The organism is Nocardia sp. NPDC059240 (assembly GCF_042753865.1).
Taxonomy (GTDB): Bacteria; Actinomycetota; Actinomycetes; order Mycobacteriales; family Mycobacteriaceae; genus Nocardia.
Genome location: NZ_JBHZAC010000002.1, coordinates 704,805 through 719,815 on the forward strand (window position 1 = coordinate 704,805; position 15,011 = coordinate 719,815).

At 67.7% G+C, this 15,011-nt stretch carries 16 protein-coding genes; 10 read left to right on the plus strand and 6 right to left on the minus strand.

The window, feature by feature from the left end; all coding sequences use genetic code 11:
* The first annotated feature begins 9 nt into the window (after positions 1–9).
* From ACFXHA_RS08865 to ACFXHA_RS08875, 3 genes are all read left to right on the plus strand, one after another.
* Positions 10–1,053, plus strand: coding sequence for an acyl-CoA dehydrogenase family protein (locus ACFXHA_RS08865; RefSeq protein WP_379354484.1), 1,044 nt, complete (start codon positions 10–12; stop codon positions 1,051–1,053).
* A 28-nt stretch (positions 1,054–1,081) separates the two neighbouring features.
* The gene (locus tag ACFXHA_RS08870; RefSeq protein WP_379354486.1) at positions 1,082–2,125 is read left to right on the plus strand and encodes an acyl-CoA dehydrogenase family protein; all 1,044 of its coding nucleotides are present in this window, start codon (positions 1,082–1,084) and stop codon (positions 2,123–2,125) included.
* 228 nt (positions 2,126–2,353) lie between these two features.
* A complete protein-coding gene (locus ACFXHA_RS08875; RefSeq protein ID WP_379354488.1) occupies positions 2,354–2,848 on the plus strand; it encodes a YbjQ family protein in 495 nt (164 codons plus the stop codon).
* Position 2,849: 1 nt separating this feature from the next.
* On the opposite strand, the gene ACFXHA_RS08880 is transcribed toward ACFXHA_RS08875, so the two are convergent.
* The gene (locus tag ACFXHA_RS08880) at positions 2,850–4,271 is read right to left on the minus strand and encodes an amino acid permease (RefSeq protein ID WP_379354490.1); all 1,422 of its coding nucleotides are present in this window, start codon (positions 4,269–4,271) and stop codon (positions 2,850–2,852) included.
* A 164-nt stretch (positions 4,272–4,435) separates the two neighbouring features.
* Here ACFXHA_RS08880 and ACFXHA_RS08885 point away from each other — a divergent pair, with 164 nt between their 5' ends.
* Positions 4,436–5,188: a DUF427 domain-containing protein gene (locus ACFXHA_RS08885; RefSeq protein ID WP_379354492.1), complete on the plus strand. Its 753-nt coding sequence runs from the start codon at positions 4,436–4,438 to the stop codon at positions 5,186–5,188.
* 5 nt (positions 5,189–5,193) lie between these two features.
* Here the strand turns inward: ACFXHA_RS08885 and ACFXHA_RS08890 are convergent, their stop codons facing one another.
* Both ACFXHA_RS08890 and ACFXHA_RS08895 read right to left on the minus strand, forming a co-directional pair.
* Positions 5,194–5,928, minus strand: coding sequence for an NAD-dependent deacetylase (locus tag ACFXHA_RS08890; RefSeq protein ID WP_379354494.1), 735 nt, complete (start codon positions 5,926–5,928; stop codon positions 5,194–5,196).
* 37 nt (positions 5,929–5,965) lie between these two features.
* On the minus strand, positions 5,966–6,877 hold the full coding sequence (locus ACFXHA_RS08895; RefSeq protein WP_379354496.1) for an AraC family transcriptional regulator: 912 nt from the start codon (positions 6,875–6,877) through the stop codon (positions 5,966–5,968).
* 95 nt (positions 6,878–6,972) lie between these two features.
* On the opposite strand from ACFXHA_RS08895, the gene ACFXHA_RS08900 reads away from it, so the two are divergent.
* Entirely contained in the window at positions 6,973–8,031 is a 1,059-nt protein-coding gene (locus ACFXHA_RS08900) for a saccharopine dehydrogenase NADP-binding domain-containing protein (protein ID WP_379354498.1), read from the plus strand.
* 130 nt (positions 8,032–8,161) lie between these two features.
* Positions 8,162–8,587, plus strand: coding sequence for a cupin domain-containing protein (locus ACFXHA_RS08905; protein WP_379354500.1), 426 nt, complete (start codon positions 8,162–8,164; stop codon positions 8,585–8,587).
* Positions 8,588–8,607: 20 nt separating this feature from the next.
* Here ACFXHA_RS08905 and ACFXHA_RS08910 read toward each other — a convergent pair whose 3' ends face one another.
* Positions 8,608–8,937, minus strand: coding sequence for a hypothetical protein (locus tag ACFXHA_RS08910; RefSeq protein ID WP_379354502.1), 330 nt, complete (start codon positions 8,935–8,937; stop codon positions 8,608–8,610).
* Entirely contained in the window at positions 8,937–10,166 is a 1,230-nt protein-coding gene (locus ACFXHA_RS08915; RefSeq protein ID WP_379354504.1) for a Rieske 2Fe-2S domain-containing protein, read from the minus strand. The genes ACFXHA_RS08910 and ACFXHA_RS08915 overlap by 1 nt, the downstream gene beginning before the upstream one ends.
* 196 nt (positions 10,167–10,362) lie before the next feature.
* Here ACFXHA_RS08915 and hsaA point away from each other — a divergent pair, with 196 nt between their 5' ends.
* The 4 genes from hsaA to hsaB are packed head-to-tail and all read left to right on the plus strand — an operon-like array spanning position 10,363 to position 13,939.
* Positions 10,363–11,532 carry a 3-hydroxy-9,10-secoandrosta-1,3,5(10)-triene-9,17-dione monooxygenase oxygenase subunit gene (gene hsaA, locus ACFXHA_RS08920; RefSeq protein ID WP_379354506.1) on the plus strand — a complete coding sequence of 390 codons (1,170 nt, stop codon included), beginning with the start codon at positions 10,363–10,365 and terminating at the stop codon, positions 11,530–11,532.
* Positions 11,533–11,535: 3 nt separating this feature from the next.
* Entirely contained in the window at positions 11,536–12,438 is a 903-nt protein-coding gene (gene hsaD, locus ACFXHA_RS08925; protein ID WP_379354508.1) for a 4,5:9,10-diseco-3-hydroxy-5,9,17-trioxoandrosta-1(10),2-diene-4-oate hydrolase, read from the plus strand.
* The gene (hsaC, locus tag ACFXHA_RS08930) at positions 12,435–13,337 is read left to right on the plus strand and encodes an iron-dependent extradiol dioxygenase HsaC (protein WP_379354510.1); all 903 of its coding nucleotides are present in this window, start codon (positions 12,435–12,437) and stop codon (positions 13,335–13,337) included. Before hsaD ends, hsaC begins: the two co-directional genes overlap by 4 nt.
* A gap of 17 nt (positions 13,338–13,354) precedes the next feature.
* A complete protein-coding gene (gene hsaB, locus ACFXHA_RS08935) occupies positions 13,355–13,939 on the plus strand; it encodes a 3-hydroxy-9,10-secoandrosta-1,3,5(10)-triene-9,17-dione monooxygenase reductase subunit (RefSeq protein ID WP_379354512.1) in 585 nt (194 codons plus the stop codon).
* An 83-nt stretch (positions 13,940–14,022) separates the two neighbouring features.
* On the opposite strand, the gene ACFXHA_RS08940 is transcribed toward hsaB, so the two are convergent.
* On the minus strand, positions 14,023–14,955 hold the full coding sequence (locus tag ACFXHA_RS08940; protein ID WP_379354514.1) for a cupin domain-containing protein: 933 nt from the start codon (positions 14,953–14,955) through the stop codon (positions 14,023–14,025).
* Positions 14,956–15,011: the final 56 nt, after the last annotated feature.

Here is a 15,011-nt window from a genome sequence, read left to right on the forward strand (position 1 = left end):
GACGACGACATGCGATTCGCATTGACCGCAGAACAGAACGATTTCGCCGCCAGCCTGCGCAAGATGAGCGAGGCCGCCAAGACGCCCGGTGTCGTCCGGGCCTGGGGCACGGGCGATTCCGCCGCCGGACGCGCGCTGCTCGGCCAGCTGGCCGAGGCGGGTGCGCTGGGGCTGACCGTCACCGAGGCGAACGGCGGCTTCGGCGCGGGCCCGGTCGAGATGATCGTGGCCTTCACCGAGATCGGCCGGGCCGCCGTGCCCGGGCCGCTGGTGGAGACCGCCGCCGCAATTCCCGCACTGCTGCAGGCGCTTCCGGATGCGGCGCTCGCCGCCGAGCGGCTGCCGGAGCTGGCCGAGGGCGCGAAGCTGGGCACCCTCGCGGTGACCGCGTCGGCCGGGGCCAATGCGGGCCGGGCCGCGGGTGCGGCCACCGCACTGGACGCCGACATCGCCGACCTGGTGCTGATCGCCGAGGGTGACCGGGTTGCGCTCGGCACCGCCGGCGACCTGGTGACCTCGGTGGACGCGGCCCGCCGCCTGTTCACCGTGACCGCGGGCGAGACCCTGGCCGAGGGCGAAGGCGTTTCCGCCGCCATCGATCTGGCCTTCGACACCGCCGCTCTGGCGGCCGCCGCGCAGCTGCTCGGCGCGGGCCGGGCGCTGGTGGACACCAGCGTCGAGTACGTCAAGCAGCGCCAGCAGTTCGGCACCCCGATCGGCCGCAACCAGGCCATCAAGCACCACCTCGCCAACGCCCACATCGGCCTGGAAATGGCGCTGCCCCTGCTCTACCGGGCCGCACTCACCCTGGAGTCGAACGCGGACAGCGAGACTCGCGGCCGCGACATCTCCGCCGCCAAGCTTGCCTGCGGCGAGGCCGCCTACCAGGCCGCCCGCATCGCCCTGCAGGTGCACGGCGCGATCGGCTACACCGCCGAATGCGATCTCTCGCTGTGGCTGACCAAGGTCACCGCGCTGCGCTCGGCCTGGGGCACCCCCGCCCAGCACCGCGCCCGCATCGCCACCGCCCTGCGCGCCGGGAGCGTCGCATGAGCACTATCGACACGTTGGGAGCCAACGCATGAGCCTCACTGCCGAACAGCAGGAACTCGTCACCACCGTGCGCGCGGTGCTGACCAAGCACGGGGACAGCGCGGCCGTGCGGCGCGGGCTGGAGAGCGAGCGCGGGTACGACGAGCAGCTGTGGTCGCTGCTGTGCGAGCAGGTCGGCGTTGCGGCGCTGGCGATTCCGGAGGAGTTCGGCGGGGTCGGGGTCGGCCTGGTCGAATCCCTGCTGGTGGTCGAGGAACTCGGGCGCACGCTCTCCGCGCCGCCCATGCTCGGCTCCGCCGTGCTGGGTGTGCAGGCGCTGCTGCTGGCCGGGAACACCGAGGCCAACGAGCGGCTGCTGCCCGAAGTCGCCGAGGGTGCACGGACGCTGGCGCTGTGCTGGGCCGGGCCGCGCGGCTGGGACTCGTTCGGGGTCAAGCCCACAGGTGAAACCCTTTCCGGCTCGGCGCATTACGTCCTCGACGGGGTGTTCGCGGACACGCTGCTGGTGCTGACCGAGGCGGGCCTGTTCGAGGTGGACGCCGACGCTGCGGGCGTCACCCGTACCGCCGTCGTCACCCAGGATCCGACCCGCAAACTCGCACGGATCGACTTCGACGGTGTCACGGCCCGCCCGCTCGGCACCCTCAACGTCACCCGCCTGCGCGAAATCGCTTGGGCCGCAGTGGTTGCCGAGCAACTGGGCGCGGCCGAGCAGTGCCTCGACATGACCGTCGAATACTCCAAGTCCCGCGTGCAGTTCGGTCGCCCGATCGGCAGCTTCCAGGCCCTCAAGCACCGCATGGCCGACATGTACGTCCTGGTCGAATCCACCCGCTCCATCGCCTACCTCGCCATCGCGGGCCTGGCCGAGGGCGTGATCGACCCGATCGATATCCAGGCCGCCCGCCTGCACGCCATCGACACCTTCAACTCGGTGGTCTCCGAAACCGTCCAGATGCACGGCGGTATCGCGATCACCTGGGAGCACGACGCGCACCTGTTCTTCAAGCGCGCCCACGCCGACACCCAGCTCTTCGGCACCCCCGCCCGACCCCTGGCCCGCCCGGCCTGACCAGGGATTCGGCAACAGACCCGCTCAGGGACAGAACGGCCCGCACGCCCATCACGTGCGGGCCGTTCGCCGTCTGTGGGCCGGGACCGGCCGGCCGCCGCCCGGGAAAACCTCGGAAACTCCCTCGCCGCACAACTTCCCGACTTCGATCCCGCCGTCCTCCAAAGTTCGCGGACCACACCCGTCGGGTGCGGTCCGCGTTCCGTTCCGCCCCGTACCATCCCGCTCATGAACCAACCCATGCCGCCACAAGGGCAGTACCCCCACCCGCAGCAAGGCCAGTCGCAGCCCGGATACCCGCAGCAGCCCCAGCAGCCGTATCCCCCGCAGGGCCAAGCCCCTTATCCGCAGCAGGGCCAGCCCCAACAGCAGCAGGCCCCGGGCCCCCAGTTCCCGATCCTGGTCTCCACCATGAACGACGTCCCCGGCTACGAAATCACCCAGGTAATCAGCGAAGTCGCGGGCCTGACCGTCCGCAGCCGCGGCCTCGGCGCGAACTTCGCCGCCGGTTTCCGAGCGCTGGGCGGCGGCGAGATCCACGAGTACACGCAGCTGCTCTACCAGTCCCGCCACGAAGCGATCATGCGGATGTGCCAACACGCGATCGCCTACGGCGCGAACGCCGTCATCGCCATGCGCTTCGACTGCAACGAAATCGCCAACACCATGAGCGAAGTCGCCGCCTACGGCACCGCGGTCATCATCAAACCCCTCGACAAGTAGGTCAGTGGTGTAGGACCTGGACCTCTCGGACCGGTTCCTTGCGGCCCAGTTTGGCTCGGAGTGGGTAGATCGCCATCACGGCCAGGAGGCTGATGGTGGAGGCGATCAGTTGGGGGCGTTGGTCGGGGTTGCGGGCCATGGCTACGAAGACGGCGAAGATGGCGATCACCACGGCCCAGCTGATGTAGGGGTAGCCCCACATGCGGTAGGTGAGGGCGGAGGGGTCTTCTCGGCGGAGGCGGGCTCGAAGTCGGAGCTGGGAGAACATGATTGCCACGTAGACGAAGGCCAGGACTACGCCGATGGAGTTGACCAGGAAGGTGAAGACCTGGTCGGGGGAGATGTAGGAGGCGATGACGGCGCCCCAGGCGGCGATGGTGCCGAGCAGGACGGCTCGGGCGGGGACGCCGCGCTTGTTGAGTTTCACCAGGGAGGCGGGGGCGTCGCCGTCGCGGGTGAGGACGTAGAGCATGCGGGAGGAGACGTAGATGGCCGAGTTCAGGACCGAGAGGACCGCGGTCAGAATGACGACCTGCATGATGGTGCCCGCGGCTGGGATGCCGATGTGGTCGAGGGCGCTGACGAACGGGCTCTGCAAGACCTTGGCGTCGTTCCAGGGCAGGATGGTCACCACCAGGAAGATCGAGGCCACGTAGAACAGGCCGACCCGCCACAGCACATTGTTGGTGGCGCGGGCCACGGCCGGGCCGGGCTCCTTGGATTCGGCGGCGGCCACGGTCACGATCTCGGTGCCGCCGAAGGCGAACATCACCACCACGATGGCGGAGAAGATGCCGCCGACGCCGTTGGGCGCGAAACCGCCGTGCTGGGTGAGATTGGCGAAGCCCGCCTCGGACCCCGGCCACAGGCCGAACACCCAGGACAGTCCGACGGCCAGGAACAGCACGATGGCCACCACTTTGATGGAGGCGAACCAGAATTCGAACTCGCCGAACGATCGCACCGAGACCAGGTTCACCGCGGTCATGAGGACGAGCAAGGCGGCCGAGAGCACCCACTGGGGCAGGTCGATCCAGCTGCCGAGGATGGCCGCGCCGGCCACCGCCTCGGCCCCGACCAGGATGACGTAGAGGTACCAGTACAGCCAGCCGACGGTGAACCCGGCGAACGGTCCCATGGCCATGCGCGCGTACTCGCCCATGGATCCGGCGACCGGCCGAGCCACCACCATTTCACCGAGCGCGCGCAGCACGCACAGCACGACGAGTCCGGCTCCCGCGTAGGACAGGATGGCGGCGGGTCCGGCGGTCTTGATGACCGAGCCACTGCCGACGAACAGGCCCGCGCCGATGGCGCCGCCGATCGCGATCATGGTCATGTGCCGTCGCCGGAGGCCGGTCCGCAGTTCCTGCTGCTCGCCATTGCCCGTGTCCGTCAGTTGGGCACTGCCGGGTTCCGACATCTGACCGCCACCTTCTTGAGTTGCTCCAGTGTTGCCAGAACACCATATCGAGGCTGGTCAGCAGGTGAAAATCGCCCGTCCGGCCGCTGCGCCCGGGTATGCCGCAGATGCGCGAATCACCATCGTGGACAGGCGTTTCCATCCCGGGGGTACCGTCGGGAGGTATGACCGAGACACAGCGTGGCCGGGTACGCGTCGAACCGAGCGCCAAGCGGGTGCGCGCCTACCTGGGCGGTCACCTGGCCGCCGACAGCATCCACCCGACGCTGGTGTGGGAATCACCCCACTACCCCACCTACTACCTGCCGGTCGCCGACCTGGCGGTGAAGCTGGAACCCAACGGCCAGACCCGGCACTCCCCCAGCCGCGGCAACGGCACCGAATTCGATGTGGTGGCCGACGGCATCACCGCCGCGGGCGCGGCCGTCCGCCACCTCGACTCCCCGATCGAGGAACTGCGCGACCTGGTGAAACTGGACTTCGCGGCGATGGACGAATGGTTCGAGGAGGACGAGCCGATCTACGTCCACCCGCGCGACCCCTACACCCGGGTCGATATCCTGGCCAGCTCCCGCCACATCCGGGTGGAGTTGGACGGCCAGGTCCTGGCCGACTCGCACACCCCGCACATCCTGTTCGAGACCGGGCTGCCCGCGCGCTACTACCTGCCGCTCACCGATATCCGCATGGATCTGCTGCAGCCGTCGCAGACCCGGACCTCGTGCCCGTACAAGGGTCACGCCGAGTATTGGAATGTTCAGCTGGGTGAGACCAGCCACCCGGATCTGGTGTGGATCTACCGGACCCCGTTGCCGGAGAGTCAGAAGATCGCCGGGTTCGCGTCGTTCTACAACGAGAAGGTCGACATCTGGGTGGACGGCGAAATGCAGCCGCGCCCCAAGACCCCGTTCAGCTGAAACCCTCAGTCCCCCAGGATCTCCGACACCAGCCGGGGTAGCGCCTCCCCGATCGGGTCGCGCACGATCTCGGCGGCGAACTCGTCGTAGGGGGTCGGCTCGTTGTTCACCACGACCAGGTCGGCCCCCGCGTCCACCGCCACCGCGCACATCGATGCGGCGGGCTCGACCTGCAGCGAACTACCCACGGCCAGAAAGATTTCCGCGGTCTCGGCGATCTGCACGGCGGCGCGGATGGCGGTCGTGTCGAGTTGCTGACCGAACATGATGACGGCCGCCTTCAGGATGCCGCCGCACGCCGGGCAGACCGGATCCGGCTCGCCCGCGGCCACCCGTTCCAGGGTCGCGGCCATGGAATCGGTGAATTCGCAGTCGATGCAGACGACTTCGAACATATTGCCGTGGATCTCCACCACGTCACCGGACCCGGCACGCTGATGCAGTCGATCGATGTTCTGGGTGATGATCCCGACCTGCCGCTCCCCGGCCAGCCGCACCAGTGCCGCGTGCGCCGGATTGGGGGTCGCCTGCCAGGCCGGATTGTCGCGGCGCGCCAGCCAGGCCCGCACCCGCAGCTCCGGATCGGCGACATAGTTCTGGTAGGTCGACAGCAGTTCCGCGATCGGATCCTTGGTCCAAGTCCCGCGCGGCCCACGGAAATCCGGTATGCCGGAGTCCGTCGAGATCCCCGCTCCCGTCAAAACCCCGATCGGTCCCTTGCGTGCACGCCAGTCCGTCACTCTGCCCACCCTATGCCGAATCCGGCGGCGGGGCCGTTCACACGGCGAGGACCTCGGGCTGCTCGTCGGCGCGCCGGTAATGGCCGGGGGCGAGACCGTATTCGCGTTTGAATGCCTTCGCGAAGGCGAATTCGCTCTGGTAGCCGACCTTTCGGGCGATCGATGCGAGCGCGGCGTCGGTCTCGCGCAGCAGCCGGGCGGCGGTGAGCATGCGCCACCGGGTCAGATAGGACAGCGGCGGTTCACCGACCGTGCCGAGGAAGCGGCGCGCCAGCGTGGCCCGGCTGACGCCCGCGACGGCGCTCAGTTCGGCGACGGTCCAGGCTCGTTGCGGCTCAGCGTGAATCGCGCGCAGGGCATCCGTCACCACCGGATCGCCGAAGACGCCCGCCCAGCCGGTCGGGGACCGCTGCTCGTCGAACCAGGCGCGCAGCATGAACAGCAGCAGAGTGTCGAGGAGAGCCGGGATGGCGGCGTCGGTGCCCGGACGCGGTTCGGCGATCTCGCACGCGAGCAGATCGACCGCGGAGCGCAGCGCCGGATGCCGTCCGGGTCGTGCGGGCAGGTGAATGAATTCGGGCAGCTCGTCCAGCAGCGGATGGCTGCGCCGGCCGCCGAGTCCGTAAGCCCCGCACACCAATACCGCGCGCACCCCCGGCCCGGGGAGCTCCCGGGGCTCACCGGGAATCGCCAGCTCGGTGACCGGGGTGTCGAGCGCATCCATGATGTCGTGCACCTCGCCGCGTGGCATGAACAGCACATCTCCGGCTCCGAGCGCGATCGGTTTCCCGTCCGGCGGCCGCACCCAGCACGAACCCTGCAGCACCACATGGAATCCCGCGCCGGGCACCTTCGGATAGCGCCGCCCCCAGGGCGCGTGCCGGATGAACAGCCCGGAGGCGGGGCTGCCGGTTCGAATGGCGGCGATGGTCTCGCTGAGGATGTCCACCTGTTCACCATACCGATCAGACGATGAGCGTTTCAGACATCAGAGTGAGCAATTCAGCCATTCAAATGCTCATTACCAGCCCATAGCTTTGAATCATGACGAACAGCGAAGCACAGCGGAAGCAGCCGGTCATCGCGGTCTACGGCGCGAACGGCCACACCGGCGGCTACCTCCTCACCGACCTCCACCGCCGCGGCCTGACCCCGATCCTGGTGGGCCGCAACGCCGATCGGCTGCGCGCCGCAGCCGACGCGGCGGGCCTGCCCGATGCCGTGATCCGGGTCGCGGATCTGAACGACCGCGCCGCCCTGATCGCCGCCTTCCGCGGCGCGGATGTGGTGATCAGCTCGCTGCCCGCCTATGTGGAGATCGGCGAGCCGATCCTGGCCGCCGCCATCGACGCCGGGGCACATTACACCGACATCTCCGGCGAGCAGTTGTTCCTGCGGCGGGTGCTCGACGAATACGGGACCCGAGCCGAAAATGCCGGTGTGACCGTGGTTTCCGGCATCACCGACAGCAACCTGTCGGGTGATCTGCTGGCCCATCTGGCGACCCGCCGCGTCACCGGTCCGGCGGAGGTAATCCTCAGCCATCTCAGCCGCAGCGGCGGCAATGGCTCCAAGGGCAGCGCGAAAACCATTCTGGCCAGCCTGGATTGGTTCCTGTCGGGCGGTTGGCACTACGAGGGCGGGGAATTCCGCACCGGCCCGGTCGCGCGCTACACCGAGATCACCTTCCCCGACTCGACCACGCCGACCCAGGTGGCCAAGTTCGCGCAGCCGCCGGTCCTCACCATCCCCCGGCATTCCGACGTGTCCTATGTGGCGGGCGCCCTCGATGTCGAGATCCTCGGGCACCTGAGCGGCTTCACCCCCGCCGCGCTCGATGACATGCCCGACGCACCGGACGCTGATCTGCGCTACTACCTGGTCGCGGACGTCTTCGGTGTCGACGGTGGCGTGGTGCGTGGCTTGGTCAGCGGCGTCGACTCCTACCGCGATTCCGCGCTGATGGCGGTCGAGGCAGCCGTGCGCCTGGCCGATGGCACCGCGAAGCCCGGCGCACTGGCACCGGCCGAAGCCTTCGACGCCGAGGACTTCCTCAACTCCCTTGCACCCCACGGCATCACCTGGCAGATCACACCGCAATAGCGCTGCCCAACCCAAGCCCAGCTCGCCGTGCGGGACTCGGCCGCAACGGCCGACGAGCAAGGGGCGGCCGGGGTGCGTGGGATGACCGCGCCGGGCGGTGTCTGCCTGCGGCGGGCAATACAGTGGGGTCATGAACGCCTCTGAGCCGCGTGACGATCGTCCGAAGTTGGCCGTGGAGTTGGATCTGGAGCCGCATCCCGAGGGTGGGTGGTTTCGGGAAACCTGGCGTAGCGGAGTGGAATTCGAGCCGGAGGGGTATGCGGGACCGCGGAGCAGCGGGACGGCCATCTATTACCTGCTGCTGGCGGGGGAGAAGTCCGCGCCGCATACGGTGGCGTCGGATGAGATCTGGTTCTGGCATCGGGGTGGGCCGCTGCTGCTGAACATCGGGGGTGAGGAGATCGTCCTCGGTCCCGATGTCGAGCAGGGGCAGCGCCCCTCGGCGGTGGTCCCCGGTGGGGTCAGCCAAGCCGCCAAACCGGCGGGAGACCACTACAGCTTGGTGAGCTGTGTGGTCTCCCCCGGTTTCGATTTCGCCGATTTCCGGCTCGACTGAGCCACTTTCGGCAGTCGTGCCTACTGGTCGACTTCGAGAATTCCCTCGGCCACTGCGTGCTCGATGGTCTTCTCGAGGTTCGGGCAGGAGTCGGGTTTGCCCATGATGGGCCCGTTCTCGGCCAGTTTCTGGAACACCGGGCAGCGGGCGGCCGGATCCGACTGCCACTGCACGGTTTTCTGGTTGCTGGAGTGTTTGCGCACGAGCACTTCGTTGCCGCAGGTCTGACACGCGATGGGTGTCATGCCCGCTTCCATGTAGTGCTCTTTGTCCAGGACCGTCTGGGCGCGCACCTGGTCACGCTGTTCCGGACGGTCCGCGAAATCCGGTGCCTTCGCCCAGCTGGTCATCAGACTCCTGCCTCCTCCGAGGACGCCGCATCGGCCACGGCCGCTTCGGCTTCCTTGGCTTCGCGCTTCTTGCGCAGGTTCTCCTCGACCTCGGCGGTCCAGGATTCGACGGCCTTGGTGGTGTCGATCTCGAATTCGAAGCGCTGCACCGACTTCGGGTCGATGTCGGCGACATCCACGTAGAACTGGTCGTACCAGCGACGCAGCTGGTAGACCGGGCCGTCTTCCTCGGTCAGCAGCGGGTTGTCGATCTTGGACTTGTGCTTCCAGATCTCGACGTCCTGCAGGAAGCCCTCGGACACGCCCTCGGTCATCTTGGCGGCGAAGGCCTGGGCCTGCGCTTCGGGCAGCCCCTTCGGCTTCTCCAGCGCGACACCCCACTGCAGCATGAAGGAGTTCTGCGTGACCGGGTAGTGGCAGTTGATGAGGACCGTCTTGACCTGGAAGCCGCTGTAGATATTGAGCAGCGGGTTGATCATGTACGACGGCCCGAAGTACGACGCCTCGGATTCCAGCGTCACATCGATGCCGGCCTCGGCGGCCTGCCCGATATCGGGGCGGCCCGTGGTCTTGAGGTACTGGGTGGCGACGTGGCCCTCGAGGACGTTCTTGAAGTACGTCGGGAAGGCGTAGTGGATATAGAAGAAGTGCGCCATATCCACGACGTTGTCGATGATCTCGCGGCAGTTGGCGCCCTCGATCAGCAGCGAGTGCCAGGTCCACTCGGTCCAGCCGTCGTTGAGCTCCTCCGAGGCGGTGCCGTCCGCATTGGTGAAGGGTCCCTCGATATAAGGGATCGTCACCTCTTCCGGCGGCGGGTTGCCCTCGTGGTCGTGCCAGACGAACAGCTGGCCGTTGCGCTCGAGCGTGGTCCAGGCGCGGGTGCGGGCCAGCGGGGGCACGCGCTTCGCGTAGGGAATGCCGGTGCACTTGCCGTCGCCGCCCCAACGCCAGTCGTGGAACGGGCACGCGAGGGAGTCGCCCTTCACCTCACCCATGGAGAGGTCGCCACCCAGGTGGCGGCAGTAGCCGTCCAGCACCTTCAGCTCGTCCTGGCTGTTCTTGAACACGACCAGCTTGGTGCCGAATACATTGACCGCGTGCGGCTTGCCGTCGCGGAAGTCCTTGGCAAGGCCCAGGCAGTGCCAGCCCCTCGCGAACCGGGTGGGCATCGAGCCCACGTCGATCTCGCGGACCTTCCCGCGGGGCCCCTGGGGGGATGTCGCCATCGTTGATCCTCCTATGGATGTACTAGAACACGTTACAAAATTGGCTGGCAGTTATCCAGCGATAGGACCAACTACCTGGATAGGGTCGTCCAAAGCCGCTTCAGCACCACGTTCTCGACAGGAATAAGAACGTGTTCTACTCTCAGGGGCACACGAAGACCGCTGAACACCGCACCAGGCAGGAGCAACTGGCGAGATGACGCAAGAAGTAGTTGAGCGGGTCGAGGCGCTGCTGCCCACCCTGCGTGAACGCGCCCAGCAGGCCGAGGATCTGCGCCAGATCCCCGAGGAGTCCATCAAGGAACTCGAGGCCGCCGGATTCTTCAAGCTGCTTCAGCCCAAGCAGTGGGGCGGCTACGCGGCCGATCCCGTCGTCTTCTACGACACCGTCCGCAAGATCGCCAGCGCGTGTGGTTCCACCGGCTGGGTCGCGGGCATCATCGGCGTCCACAACTGGCACCTGGCGCTGTTCGATCAGCGCGCGCAGGAAGAGGTCTGGGGCGAGAACACAGACGTCCGGATCTCCTCGTCGTACGCGCCCATGGGCGCCGGCCTGGTGACCGAGGACGGCGAAGGCTACACCGTGAACGGTTCCTGGGCTTGGTCTTCGGGCTCGGGCCACGCGGACTGGGTGGTCGTCGGCGGACCGGTGATCAAGAACGGCAAGCCGGTCGACTTCGGCTCGTTCCTGATCCCGCGCAGCGAGTACACCATCAACGACGTGTGGAATGTGGTCGGCCTCAAGGGCACCGGCTCCAACACCATCGTGGTCGAGAACGTCTACGTGCCCCGGCACCGCTTCCTCAGCTTCCGCGCCATGAGCGAGCTGAAGGCGCCCGGCCTGGAGCAGAACACCGACCCGGTCTACAAGATGCCGTGGGGCACCATCCATCCCACCACCATCTCGACCCCCATCGTCGGAATGGCTTACGGCGCTTACGAAGCCCACGTCGAGCACCAGGGCAAGCGCGTGCGCGCCGCCTACGCGGGCGAGAACGCCAAGGACGACCCGTTCGGCAAGGTGCGCATCGCCGAGGCCGCCAGTGACATCGACGCCGCGTGGCGTCAGCTCTCGGGCAATGTCGCCGACGAGTACGCCTACCTGCTGCGCGGCGAGGACGTGCCGTTCGACGTGCGTGCCCGCGCCCGTCGTGACCAGGTGCGCGCCACCGGCCGCGCCGTCGCGTCGATCGACAAGCTGTTCGAGGCGTCGGGTGCCACCGCCCTGGCCAACGGCACTCCGCTGCAGCGCTTCTGGCGTGACGCGCACGCCGGTCGGGTGCACGCGGCCAATGACGCCGAGCGCGCCTACGTCATGTACGGCACGCACGCGTTCGGGCTCCCGATCACCGACACGATGGTGTAATCCATGACCGCTGTGACTGAAGACAATGCGCGGCCCGCCGCGGAAATCACCTACGAGTCCACCTCGCGCTACGCGCAGGTGCGACCGGACCTGAAGCTGCATTACCACGAGGCGGGGGTCGGCAACGGCCCCACCATCGTGCTGCTGCACGGCGGCGGCCCGGGCGCGTCGTCCTGGTCCAACTTCGCCAAGAACATTCCGGTGCTGGCCAAGGACTTTCACGTCCTGGCCGTGGACCAGCCCGGCTTCGGTCAGTCCGACAAGCCGACCGAGCACCCGCAGTACTTCGTGCACTCGGCGACGGCGCTGAAGGATCTGCTCGATCACCTCGAGATCACCGATCGCGTGCACCTGCTGGGCAATTCGCTCGGCGGCGGCGCGGCCACCCGCTTCGCGCTGGACTACCCGGACCGCGCCGGCAAGCTGGTGCTGATGGGCCCCGGTGGCCTGTCCACCAACCTGTTCGCGCCGGACCCCACCGAGGGCGTGAAGCTGCTGTCCAAGTTCAACTTCGAACCCACGAAGGAGAACCTGGAGGCGTTCCTGCGGATCATGGTCTTCGACCAGAAGCTGATCACGCCGGAACTCGTCGAGGAGCGTTTCGCCTCGGCCAGCCTGCCGGAGTCGCTGGCCGCGACCCGCGCCATGGGCAAGTCGTTCGCCGGACCGGATTTCGCCAAGGGCATGATCTGGCGCGACGCGTTCAAGCTGCGCCAGCCGGTGCTGATGATCTGGGGCCGCGAGGACCGGGTAAACCCGATCGACGGCGCGCTCGTGGCCTTGAAGATGGTCCCGCGCGTGCAGTTGCATGTCTTCGGCGGCTGTGGACACTGGGCACAGCTGGAGAAGTTCGACGAATTCAACCGCCTGGCAACCGACTTCCTGCTCGGCGTCAAGGAGAAGTGAGCATGATCAAGGCGCTCGGGTACATGCGCATCGAGGCCACCGATATGGCGGCCTGGCGCGAATACGGGCTCAAGGTGCTCGGCATGATGGAGGGCTCGGGCCTCAACCCCGATGCGCTCTACCTGCGCATGGACGACTACGCCGCGCGCCTGGTGATCGTGCCGGGCGAGCACGACCGGCTGCAGGCCTCGGGCTGGGAGGTCACCGACGCGCGCAGCATGCAGGCGCTGCGTGAGACCCTGGCCAAGGCCGGGGTCGCCTTCACCGAGGGCAGCAAGGAAGAGCTCGCCGAGCGTCGCGTCGAGGGCATGATCCGGTTCCAGGATCCGGGCGGCAACACCCTCGAGGCGTACTACGGCGCGCAGTACCTGGGCCGTCGCTTCGTGAGCCCGTACGGCCACAAGTTCGTGACCGCCGAGCAGGGCCTGGGCCACGTGGTCCTCACCTGCACGGATGATGCTGCGGCGCAGGCGTTCTACCAGGATGTGCTGGGCTTCCGGCTGCGTGACTCCATGCGGCTGCCCCCGCAGATGGTGGGCCGTCCCGCCGACGGCGACCCGGCCTGGCTGCGCTTCTACGGCTGCAACCCGCGTCACCACGCGCTGGCGTTCCTGCCGCTGCCCAACCCGACCGGCATCGTGCACCTGATGGTCGAGGTGGAGAACTCTGACGACGTCGGCCTCTGCCTGGATCGCGCGAACCGCAAGAAGGTCAAGATGTCGGCCACCCTCGGCCGGCACATCAACGACAAGATGCTGTCGTTCTACATGAAGACGCCGGGCGGATTCGACATCGAATTCGGCTGCGAGGGACTGGAAGTCGACGACCACACCTACGTGCCGCGGGAATCCACCGCGGTCAGCCTGTGGGGTCACGACTTCACCGTCGGATTCAAGTAGCGAGAACGGACAGGGGTATGACCACCGACGCACAACCCGTCATCGACGGGCGGCAGTTCCGGAATGTGCTGGGGCAGTTCTGCACCGGCATCACCGTCATCACCACCTTCGACGGCGAGGGTGACGCGCGTGGGCCGATCGGTTTCGCGTGCCAGTCCTTCGCCGCCCTGTCCCTCGATCCGCCGCTGGTGCTGTTCTGCCCCACCAAGGAGTCCCGCTCCTGGGCGGCGATCGAACGCAACGGCTCCTTCGCCGTGAACATGCTCGCCGAGGAACAACAGCCGGTGTGCGCCCGCTTCGGCTCCCGCGAACCCGATAAGTTCGCCGGAATCGACTGGCACACCTCGGAACTGGGGCTCCCGGTGCTCGACGGCGCGTTGGCCACGATCCAGTGCACTGTGGACAACGTGCTCGACGGCGGCGATCACTACATCGTGATCGGTCGTGTCCAGGCCCTGTCGGAGTCCACCGACTCCGGCAGGCCGCTGCTCTTCTATCGAGGCCAGTACACGGCCATCGAACCGGAGAAGTCGACGCCCGCGCCCTGGCGCGCGGACCTCGAACACTTCCTCACGACCACGACGCTCGATACGTGGCTGTGAGGCGGGTTCCTCCAGAACCCAGGCGATAAGCGAAAGGCCCCTGTGGGATCCATCCACAGGGGCCTTTCCACATGTGTACAAAGTCAGGCGGCAGCTTTGGCCTGGCGGCGGTATTGGCCTGGGGCCAGGCCGTATTCGCGTTTGAACGCCTTGCCGAAGGCGAACTCGGAGCTGTATCCCGCTCGCGTGGCGACCTTTTCGATGGCCAGGTCGTCTTCACGGAGCAGCTGCGCGGCGGTGGTGAGTCGCCAGCGGGTCAGGTAGGCCAGTGGCGGTTCGCCGACCATGGCATTGAACTTGCGGGCGAACGCGGCCCGCGACAGGCCGGAATGGTCGGCCAGTGATTGCACGGTCCACGGCGCGGCCGGATCGTCGTGCATGGCGGCCAAGGCCGGGGCGACGGCCGGATCACGCAGGGCCGCAGCCCATCCGACGGTCTCCGACTGCGGCTGATCCTCGATCCAGGCGCGCAGGATGTAGAGCAGCAGCGAGTCGATGAGCGCGGGCACGATGCCGTGCGAGCCGATGCGGGGGTTGTCGAGCTCCGCGCCGAGCAAATGGATCGCGGCGGCGAGTTCCGGATGGCGGCCGTGCCGGGCGGGCAGGTAGATCACCTCGGGCAGCTGCTTGAGCAGTGGATGCGGGCGCTGCCCGTCGAGGTGATAATTCCCGCACAGCAGGCTGGTGGTCGGGCCCTCCCCGCCGAGCCGGAGCACGCCGACGGGCGGGAGATGAACGTACTGCTCGGGTTCCGGAACCTGTGGCGTGGTGTCCGGGTGGTCGGCCAGGATATGGCCCGACCCGTCCCGGACGAACACCACATCACCGGGGCCCATGGCGATCGCCCGGGCCGGATCCTCATTGGGATAGAACCAGCAGGTCCCGTGCAGCACCACATGGAATCCGGCGCCCGCGGTCGGCGGCAGCTGCAGTCCCCAGGGTGCCCGGCCCTCGGTGCGCACCGAATTCGGCGCACCCGTCCGCATCGAGGCCAAAGCCTCACTCAGCACATCCATCACTGCTCTCCTTCAACCGCCGATCCGCGCGATACAACCCGGATTCCGCCCCGATT